Origin of the sequence: Frankia sp. AiPs1, from assembly GCF_023716945.1 — a bacterium.
Taxonomy (GTDB): Bacteria; Actinomycetota; Actinomycetes; order Frankiales; family Frankiaceae; genus Frankia.
Window position 1 is genome coordinate 1 of sequence record NZ_JAMQQF010000216.1, and the last position, 9,207, is coordinate 9,207.

Here is a 9,207-nt window from a genome sequence, read left to right on the forward strand (position 1 = left end):
GGGCGGGGCCGGGCGTGGCCGACCCGGCGCCGGTGGCGGCGCTGCGCGGGGTGCGTTCCATCGTCTACTCGGCCGCGCCGATCACGGCGCCGACGCTGGCCGCGGCACTCGCCGCGATGCCGGACACCGGCTTCCTCAACCTGTACGGCCAGACCGAGGTGATCACCTCCGGGCTGCCCCGCGAGCTGCACCGCGGGTCCGGGCCCGACCGGGACCGCCGGCTCACCTCCGTCGGCTTCCCCTACCCGGACACCGAGATCCGCATCCTCGACGACGACGGCGCGCAGTGCCCGCCGGGCGTGCCCGGCGAGATCGTGGTGGCCTCCCCGGCGATGTTCCGCGGCTACTGGAACGACTCGGCCACCACCGGCGTGACCCTGGCCGAGGGCTGGTGCCACACCGGCGACGTCGGCGTGTTCGACGAGGAGGGTCTGCTGCACCTGGTCGACCGCAAGAAGGACGTCATCATCAGCGGCGGGGAGAACATCTACTCCCTCGAGGTCGAGGACGCCGTGCTGACCCATCCCGCCGTCGCGCAGTGCGCGGTGGTCGGCGTGCCCGACGAGCGCTGGGGCGAGGCCGTGTGCGCCGTCGTCGTCCTCCTGCCCGGCACCGAGCTCACCTCCGGCGAGCTGCGCGAGCACGTGGCCACCAGGATCGCCCGCTACAAGTCGCCGCGGTCCGCGGTGATCGTCGACGAGCTGCCCGTCCTGCCCACCGGAAAGATCGACAAGAAGGCGCTGCGTGCCCGGCTGGCGGCCGCGCCACGACAGGTGCCGCGAGAGGTGACTGCGTGACCTACCGCTACATCGACTACGACACGCTCGCCGACGGCCGGATCGCCCGGATCACCCTCAACCGGCCGAAGGCGCGCAACGCCCAGAACCGGGGCCTGCTCGTCGAGCTCGGGGAGGCGTTCACCCGGGCGGAGGCCGACGACGGGGTACGCGTGGTGATCCTGCGCGGCGCCGGGGCGTCGTTCTCCGCCGGCCACGACCTCGGCACCTCGGAGAGCGTCGCCGAACGCAATCCGGACGGCCCCGACCTGCACCCCACCTTCCTGTGCAACGGGGCCTCCTACGGCGGCGCGGAGAACCGCACCCGCCAGGAGTGGCACTACTACTACGAGAACACCAAGCGCTGGCGGAACCTCCGTAAGATCACCATTGCCCAGGTGCACGGCAACGTGCTGTCCGCCGGGCTGATGCTGGCCTGGTGCTGCGACCTGATCGTGGCCGCCGACGACACCGTGTTCGCCGACGTCGTCGGCACCCGCCTGGGCATGTGCGGGGTGGAGTACTTCGCCCACCCGTGGGAGTTCGGCCCGCGCAGGGCCAAGGAGCTGCTGCTCACCGGCGACTCCCTCGGTGCCGACGAGGCGCACGCGCTGGGCATGGTCAGCAAGGTCTTCCCAGGCGCGGACGTCTCCGAGCGGACGGTGGAGTTCGCCGCCCGGATCGCGAAGGTCCCGACGATGGCGGCGCTGCTGGTCAAGGAGTCGGTCAACCAGGCGCAGGACGCGATGGGCTTCAGCACCGCCCTCGACGCCGCCTTCACCCTGCACCAGCTCAACCACGCGCACTGGAGCGAGGTCTCCGGCGGCAAGGTGTACGTCGGCACCGCCGAGTACGGCCTGGACGACTGGCGCAACGCCCCCGCCATCCTGCCGGCCGACAAGAACCGGCCCTAGCGCCCCCACTACCCGGCCGCACTACCCGGGCCCCACCGCACAAGCCCCACCGCACAGCACTTCCTGAGCCACTGCGTTCGCGAGCAGACGCGACGCGGTGGCTCGGTCATGTCCGGCGACTGAACAGTTGTTCAGCTTTTCAAACAGCACTTTGACACAGCGACAGCGATCCGTGAGTGTCATCACATCCCCTCACCCTCTTTCCCCGCCCCTTTTCCCCGGAAGAGCGCGGCGATGATCCTCGACCCTGGAGCGCGCCATGATCACCACTGAGAAGCACGCCGAGGTCCGCGAGCTGCTCGACGCCGAGCGGGCGGCCGGGCGACGGGTCGCCATGGTCGGCACCAGCGGCGGCACCCACTCCGGGCACATCTCCCTGGTCGAACAGGCGAAGAAGGAATGCGACGTCGTCGCGGTGTTCTGGAACGGCGCACTGAAGCTGGAGTGGGCCTCCGGCGGCGTGCAGGCCTACAACCGCGACCTCGCCCACGACCAGGCGCTGTTCGAGGCGGCCGGCGTCGACGTGTTCTACATCCCGATGCGCGACGACCTCTACCAGCGGCCCTCGAACACCTTCATGGCCATGCCGGGGATGCTGCGGCACCTGACCGGCATGCCCGAGGGCGAGCACATGGAACTGCTCGTCACGATGGTCGCCACCCTGCTCAACATCGCCGGGCCCTGCCTGACGTTCTTCGGCGAGAAGGACTGGCAGCAGCTGGTGATGTTCCAGCGGATGGCCGAGGACCTGCACCTGCCCTCGCGGGTCATCGGCTGCCCCACCCGCCGGGAGCCCGACGGGGTGGCGATCTCCAGCCGCAACACCAAGCTCTCCCCCGAGCAGCGCGCCGCCGCGCCGGCGCTGTACGCCGCGCTGACCGCCGCGGTTGACGCGATCACCGCCGGGGAGCGCGACGCCCACGCCGCGGCCGAGGTCGCCCTGGCCCGGCTGCGTCCGGTCGCCGACCCGGACTACATCGTCGCCGTCGAGGCCGCGACGCTGCGCCCGCTGGACACCCTCGACCCGGCCGCCGAGGGCGGCCCGAGCGACGGTGAGATCCGCCTGCTCGCCTCGGTCCGCTTCGGCACCACGCCGCTGGTCGACAACGTCGGCGTCACTCTCCCCACGGTCTGACCACCGCCCCCACCGCCACCACCGCCGCCACCCCCACCACCACCCACTGACAGGAGCGCCCCATGGATGTCGGTGACCTCATCCTCGTGAGCGTCGACGACCACGTCGTCGAGCCGCCCACCATGTTCGACGCGCACATCCCCGCCCGCTACCGCGACCGCGCGCCCCACGTCGTCGAGACCACCGACGGCAACCAGATCTGGACCTACGAGGGCCAGATCACCCCCAACATCGGCCTCAACGCGGTCGCCGGCGTCCGCCCCGAGGACTACGGATTAGACCCGACCCGGTTCGACCAGATGCGGCCGGGCTGTCACGACATCGACGAGCGCATCCGGGACATGAACGTCAACGGGGTGCTGGCCAGCCTGAACTTCCCGACCTTCGCCCAGTTCTGCGGCCAGTTCCTGACCCGGGCCACCGCCGACCGCGAGCTCGGGCTCGCCGTCGTGCGCGCCTACAACGACTGGCACATCGACGAGTGGGCCGGCGCCCATCCCGGCCGGATCATCCCGCTGGCCGTCATGCCGCTGTGGGACGCGGGGCTCATGGCCGACGAGATCCGCCGGGTCGCCGCGAAGGGCTGCCGCGCGGTGACCTTCTCCGAGAACCCGGCGAAGCTCGGTCTGCCGAGCCTGCACAGCCGCTCCTGGGACCCGTTCTGGGCGGCCTGCGCGGAGACGGGCGTCGTCGTCTGCCTGCACATCGGCTCGTCGTCGCAGGTGCCGGTGACCGCCGAGGACGCGCCGATGGAGGTGTCCATCGCGCTCAGCCCGATGAACACCCAGTCGACCCTGACCGACCTGCTGTTCTCCGGCGTGCTCCCCCGCTACCCGGACCTGCGGATCGCGCTGTCCGAGGGCGGCATCGGCTGGATCCCCTACACCCTCGAGCGCTGCGACTACGTCTACCGCCACCACCGCGCGTGGACGGGCACCGAGCTCGGCGACCGGCTGCCCAGCGAGCTGTTCCGCGACCAGATCTACAGCTGCTTCATCGACGACCCGGCCGGGCTCGTGCTGCGCGAGCGCGTCGGCCTGCACACGATCATGTGGGAGTGCGACTACCCGCACGGCGACTCGACCTGGCCGAACAGCCCCGAGGAGCTGGCTCGCTCGCTGGCCGGCATCCCCGACGACGAGGTCAACGCGATCACGCACCTCAACGCGCTGCGGGCGTTCGACTTCGACGCCTTCGCCCACCGCCCGCGCGAGCGTTGCACCGTCGCCGCGCTGCGCGCCGAGGGCGCCGACGTCGACCTGACGCTGCGCCACATCCTGCGCGAGCACCGCGGCAGCACCCCGGGCGAGCTGGCCGCGATCGCCGTGCAGGCCGCGGGCCGGGGATGAGCGCCCGCACCAGCACATCCGGTCGGACGGCCACGGTCCGGCCGTACCGGTCGCACCGAGAGGACGGCACATGAGGCTGCAGGGCAAGGTCGCGCTGGTCACCGGGGGCACCGCCGGCATCGGCGCCGGGATCGTGCGGATGTTCGTCGCCGAGGGCGCGGCGGTGGCGTTCACCGGCCGCAACGAGTCCACCGGCATCGCGCTGGAGAAGGAGTTACGCGACGCCGGCGGCACCGCGACGTTCGTGCGCGCCGACAACCAGATCGAGTCGGACGTCGCCGGCGCGATCGCCGCGACCGCCGACGCCTACGGCCCGGTCACCGTGCTGGTGAACAACGCGGCGGCCACCGACGTGACGATCAGCGGCGTCGACAACCACGTCGACGAGATCACCAACGAGGACTTCGACTACACCGTCCGCACCGCGCTGTACGGGACGCTGTGGGCCAGCAAGTACGCGATCCCGCACATGCGCGCGGCGGGCGGCGGCTCGATCATCAACATCTCGGCGTCGTCGAGCATCCTGTCCGTGCGCTCCCGGCCCGCCTACCAGGCGTCCAAGGGGGCGATCAACTCGCTGACCCGGCAGATGTCGGTCGACTACGGCCCCGACTCCATCCGCGCCAACGCGATCATCGTCGGGTTCATCAACACCGACGGCGACACCATGCGCAAGCTGCTCGCCGACGAGGAGTACATGCACGTCATCCGCAGCATGCTGTCGCTGCCGCGGCTCGGCGAGCCGGCCGACATCGCCGCCGCCGCGGTCTACCTGGCCGCGGACGAGTCGAAGTACGTCACCGGCACCCAGCTCACCGTCGACGGCGGCGCGACCAGCCACCAGCCGGTCGTCCCCCGCGTCGTCCCGAACGCGCCGGTCGCCGGCTAGCCCGTCGCCGGCAGCCGATTGCGGTGCGTTGTGCACGGTCCGAACCACAGAACTGTGCACAACGCACCGCAGTTCAACCAGCGCACCGCAGTTCAACCAGCGCACCGCACGCGGCGAGCGGGACGCCGGCTCGGTGTCAGGCGGCCGGGGGGCCGCCGAGGATGCCGTCCTTGACGAGGCGGTCGATCTCCTCGCCGTCGTAGCCCACCTCGCCCAGCACCTCCCGGGAGTGCTCGCCGAGCGCCGGCGCGCCCAGGCGCATCACCGCGTGCGCGTCGTCGAACTGGGCCGGCGCGGCGGGCAGGCGCAGCCCGGGGCGGGTCGGATGGGCCATCAGGTAGCCGTTGTCGACGACGGCCGGGTCGGCGACGACCTCCTCGGGCACCGCGTAGAACGAGAAGATGCAGTTCTGCTCCCGCAGCCGGGCCTCGAACTCGGCGCGGGTGAGCGCGCCGATCGCCGCCCGGAACCGCTCGCCCAGCTCGCCCCAGGCGGACCGGCGGGTCGCGGCGTCCGGGTAGGCGTCGATCAGCTCGGGCAGGCCGACGGCGGTGCAGGCGGGCGCCCAGTAGCGGGCCTCGTCGAGCATCACGAGGTTGACGAAGCGGCCGTCGCCGGTGCGGTAGGTGTTGACCAGGGGGCTGCGCGGGCCGCCGCCGGTCATCTGCATCTGGCGGCCGGTCAGCGAGCTGTAGGCGAGGTCGGGGCCCATCGTCCAGGTCGCGCCGTTGAGCAGGGCGGTGTCGACGACGACGCCCTTGCCGGTGCGCAGGACGTGCACGAGCCCGGCGCAGACCGCACCGGCGAGGTACATGCCCGACGGCACGTCGCCGAGGGCCGGGCGCTGCATCGTCGGCTCGGGCGCGTCCGGCGCGGTGAGCACGTGGGCGACGCCGCCGCGGGCCCAGTAGGAGACCCCGTCGTAGCCGCCGGCCTCGGCGTCCGGGCCGGCCTGGCCCTGGCCGTGGCCCTTGGCCACGACGAGCTTCGGGTTGAGGGCCAGCAGGTCCGCGGGCTCGGTGCGCAGCTTGCGCCGCACCCGGGGAAGCTGGTTGGTGATGTAGACGTCCGCCCAGCGGACGAGCCGTTCGAAGACGGCCCGGCCGGCCGGCGTCTCCACGTCGAGGGCGACGCCCCGCTTGTTGCGGTTGACCAGCTCGAACATGAACTCCTCGCCGTCGGCCTCGGGGACGAGGCGGTTGGCGTGGATCTGGCGCATCGGATCGCCGGTGGGGCGTTCCAGCTTGACGACGTCCGCGCCGAAGTCGGCCAGCGCCGCCGCGGCGGACGGCACGAAACCGTGCTCGGAGAACTCCAGCACCTTGATACCCGCGAGCGGAGAAGTCATAAGATCAACACCTGGTCTCCCTATGGTCGGCCCGTCGGCCGCACCCCATGATGATCACCAAGATCAGGATCACCTCGTCAGTCCTTCCAGCGACCGAAGATTTGACGGAACCATCAAGTAGCCCCCCGCGCCGGCTCGGCCCAGGGGGCGGCTCGGCCGCCCACGTCCCGCGCGGCGGCGCCATCGATGCGTTGACGCTTCCGCCAGAACGTTCCTAGAATTGTGTTCTACATCGCGGCCGCCGGCTTGACCACACCCCGTTCCCCGTCGCGATCCCCGCAGCGAGGCACGGCCCCGGAGCCGACCGACGTTCCCCACCCGACGCCCCGGCCCCGGGCCGGCGGGCGAGCGGGCGCTCACGCCCAGGAGGCACAGGACATGGATCTCGGCATCTCCGGCAAGGTCGTCTTCTTAACCGGTGGGAGCAAGGGGATGGGCCGCGAGGCCGCCCGCCTGCTCGCCGCCGAGGGCTGCAAGGTCGCGATCGTCGCCCGGACGAAGACCGCCATCGACGAGGCGGTCGAGCAGATCACGGCCGACGGCGGCACCGCGATCGGGATCGCGGCCGACCTCACCGACCGCGCCGACGTCGACCGGGCCGTCGCCGAGGTCACCTCGACGTTCGGCCCGCCGCTGATCGTGATCGGCCAGACCGTCTTCAACATCCCGGGCGACTTCGAGGACATCACCGAGCCCGAGCACTATGTCGACTCGTTCCGCAGCTACACGATGAGCCAGGTCTACCTGCTGCACGCCGTGCTGCCCGGGATGCGCGAGGCCGGCTGGGGCCGCTTCGTCCACATCGGCTCGGCGACCGCCAAGGAGCCGGTGGGCGCGATCCACCACGCCATCGCCAACGCCACCCGCCCGTCGACGATCGGCCTGCTCAAGACCGTCTCCGACGAGTACGCCCGCTACGGCATCACCGTGAACACGGTCGCGCCGGGCTGGATCGAGACCGCCAACGCGATCGCCTACATGGACGCCAACGTCGGCGTGCACGACGAGCAGGCGCGCCGGGAGTGGATGCGCACCAACGCCCGGGTGCCCGCCGCGCGCCTCGGCCGCCCGGACGAGATCGCCTCGATGATCGTGTACCTGTGCTCGGAGCAGGCCGGCTACGTCACCGGCAACTGGATCGAGGTCGACGGCGGCCATCACCGCTCGGCGTTCTGACACCACCCACCTGGATCGGGTCGCCGCCTGGATCGGATCGCCCCGTGCGGTTCGATCCGCTGGCGCCCCTTTCATCCTGACAGTAGTCTTAGTAGTGTTACAGCTCATAGAGCTGCGTCACGTTCATCGACGAGGAACCAGGGAGGCATCCGGTGAGATCCGCGCCCTCCCACCGGGACCCGGCAGGACCGGTGCACCCGGACCCACGCACGCTGGTGCGTTCTTCCGTCCGCTGTAGGCGTCAAGGAGTGTCATGCAGGTCGAAGACCTTATCCTGATCAGCGTCGACGACCACGTCGTGGAACCGCCCACGATGTTCGACGCGCACATCCCCGCGAAGTACAAGGACCGGGCCCCGCACGTGGTCAAGGGCCCGGACGGCGGCGACCTGTGGGCGTTCGAGGACGGCTTCGCCCCGAACGTCGGCCTCAACGCCGTCGCCGGCTGTCCGCCGGAGGAGTACGGGCTCGACCCGACCGAGTACACCCAGATGCGCCCCGGCTGCTACGACGCCGACGAGCGCGTGCGGGACATGAGCGCCGGCGGCGTGCTCGCGGGCATCAACTTTCCCACCTTCCCGCACTTCTGCGGCCAGCTCTTCCTGCGTGCCAAGGACAAGGACCTCGCGCTGGCCAGCGTGCGCGCCTACAACGACTGGCACATCGACGAGTGGGCCGGCGCCCACCCGGACCGGCTGATCCCGATCACCCTGCCCGTCCTGTGGGACCCCGAGCTCGCCGCCGAGGAGATCCGCCGGGTCGCGGCGAAGGGCGCCCACGCGGTGACCTTCTCCGAGAACCCGACCAAGCTGGGCCTGCCGAGCTACCACACCGAGTACTGGGACCCGTTCCTGCGCGCCTGCGCGGACAACGACGTGGTCGTCAACATCCACATCGGCTCGTCGTCGTCGATGAACATCACCGCTCCGGACGCCCCGCCGGAGGTCATGATCGCCCTGACCCCGGTGAACAGCCTGATGGCGGTCACCGACCTGGTCTTCTCCGGGATCTTCAAGCGGATCCCGAACCTGCAGATGGCCCTGTCCGAGGGGGGCATCGGCTGGCTGCCCTACGCCCTCGAGCGCGCCGACTACGTCTACCAGCACCACCACGCGTGGACGTTCACCGACCTCGGCGGCCGGCTGCCCAGCCAGGTCTTCTACGACCACATCTGGACCTGCTTCATCGACGACCCGGTGGGCGTGAAGCTGCGCGACCAGGTCGGCATCAACAAGATCATGTGGGAGCTGGACTACCCGCACTCGGACTCCACCTGGCCGCACGGTCCCGAGAAGCTGTTCAAGGACCTCGCCGGGGTCTCGGACGCCGACATCAACAAGATCACCCACGAGAACGCGATGCGGGCGTACTCGTTCGACCCCTTCACCATCCGGCCGAAGGAGAAGTCGACCGTCGCCGCGCTGCGCGCCGAGGCGGCCGACGTCGACATCGAGACCAAGAGCATGGGCCGCCGCAAGGCCGAGGCCGACTCCGGCAACGCCGCGCTGCTCGGCTCGGTCGCCGCGACGGGCGCAAACCGGTAGCCCCACCCGCCACGCAGCCCCACCCGCGCGGGTCGGCCCCGGCCGGCCCGCGCGGCATCCTCCGCTCAGACGTCGGC

8 protein-coding genes are annotated in these 9,207 nt (G+C 71.1%); 7 read left to right on the forward strand and 1 reads right to left on the reverse strand.

What is annotated here, in order from left to right:
* The 5 genes from ND748_RS18150 to ND748_RS18170 form a co-directional block, all read left to right on the forward strand.
* Positions 1-797, forward strand: a 797-nt coding sequence (locus tag ND748_RS18150) for an AMP-binding protein (RefSeq protein ID WP_251747010.1), incomplete at its 5' end; no start/stop codon positions are given.
* Positions 794-1,690, forward strand: coding sequence for an enoyl-CoA hydratase (locus ND748_RS18155; protein WP_251747012.1), 897 nt, complete (start codon positions 794-796; stop codon positions 1,688-1,690). The genes ND748_RS18150 and ND748_RS18155, both read left to right, overlap by 4 nt.
* A 259-nt stretch (positions 1,691-1,949) precedes the next feature.
* Complete coding sequence (locus ND748_RS18160) at positions 1,950-2,825, forward strand: pantoate--beta-alanine ligase (RefSeq protein WP_251747013.1); 876 nt, start codon at positions 1,950-1,952, stop codon at positions 2,823-2,825.
* Positions 2,826-2,887: 62 nt separating this feature from the next.
* Positions 2,888-4,174, forward strand: a complete 1,287-nt coding sequence (locus tag ND748_RS18165) for an amidohydrolase family protein (RefSeq protein ID WP_251747014.1) — start codon at positions 2,888-2,890, stop codon at positions 4,172-4,174.
* A 70-nt stretch (positions 4,175-4,244) separates the two neighbouring features.
* Entirely contained in the window at positions 4,245-5,063 is an 819-nt protein-coding gene (locus ND748_RS18170; RefSeq protein ID WP_251747016.1) for an SDR family NAD(P)-dependent oxidoreductase, read from the forward strand.
* A 136-nt stretch (positions 5,064-5,199) separates the two neighbouring features.
* Here the strand turns inward: ND748_RS18170 and ND748_RS18175 are convergent, their stop codons facing one another.
* Entirely contained in the window at positions 5,200-6,411 is a 1,212-nt protein-coding gene (locus tag ND748_RS18175; protein WP_251747018.1) for a CoA transferase, read from the reverse strand.
* A 378-nt stretch (positions 6,412-6,789) separates the two neighbouring features.
* Here ND748_RS18175 and ND748_RS18180 point away from each other — a divergent pair, with 378 nt between their 5' ends.
* Together ND748_RS18180 and ND748_RS18185 are read left to right on the forward strand one after the other, a co-directional pair.
* Positions 6,790-7,587, forward strand: a complete 798-nt coding sequence (locus ND748_RS18180) for an SDR family oxidoreductase (protein WP_251747019.1) — start codon at positions 6,790-6,792, stop codon at positions 7,585-7,587.
* A 253-nt stretch (positions 7,588-7,840) separates the two neighbouring features.
* A complete protein-coding gene (locus tag ND748_RS18185) occupies positions 7,841-9,130 on the forward strand; it encodes an amidohydrolase family protein (RefSeq protein WP_251747021.1) in 1,290 nt (429 codons plus the stop codon).
* The last annotated feature ends 77 nt before the right edge of the window (positions 9,131-9,207 follow it).

Bases quoted from the DNA above. Each gene is read 5' to 3' on its own strand.
- ND748_RS18160 (WP_251747013.1), top strand. From the start codon at position 1,950: ATGATCACCACTGAGAAGCACGCCGAGGTCCGCGAGCTGCTCGACGCC.
- ND748_RS18165 (WP_251747014.1), top strand. From the start codon at position 2,888: ATGGATGTCGGTGACCTCATCCTCGTGAGCGTCGACGACCACGTCGTC.
- ND748_RS18170 (WP_251747016.1), top strand. From the start codon at position 4,245: ATGAGGCTGCAGGGCAAGGTCGCGCTGGTCACCGGGGGCACCGCCGGC.
- ND748_RS18175 (WP_251747018.1), bottom strand. From the start codon at position 6,411: ATGACTTCTCCGCTCGCGGGTATCAAGGTGCTGGAGTTCTCCGAGCAC.
- ND748_RS18180 (WP_251747019.1), top strand. From the start codon at position 6,790: ATGGATCTCGGCATCTCCGGCAAGGTCGTCTTCTTAACCGGTGGGAGC.
- ND748_RS18185 (WP_251747021.1), top strand. From the start codon at position 7,841: ATGCAGGTCGAAGACCTTATCCTGATCAGCGTCGACGACCACGTCGTG.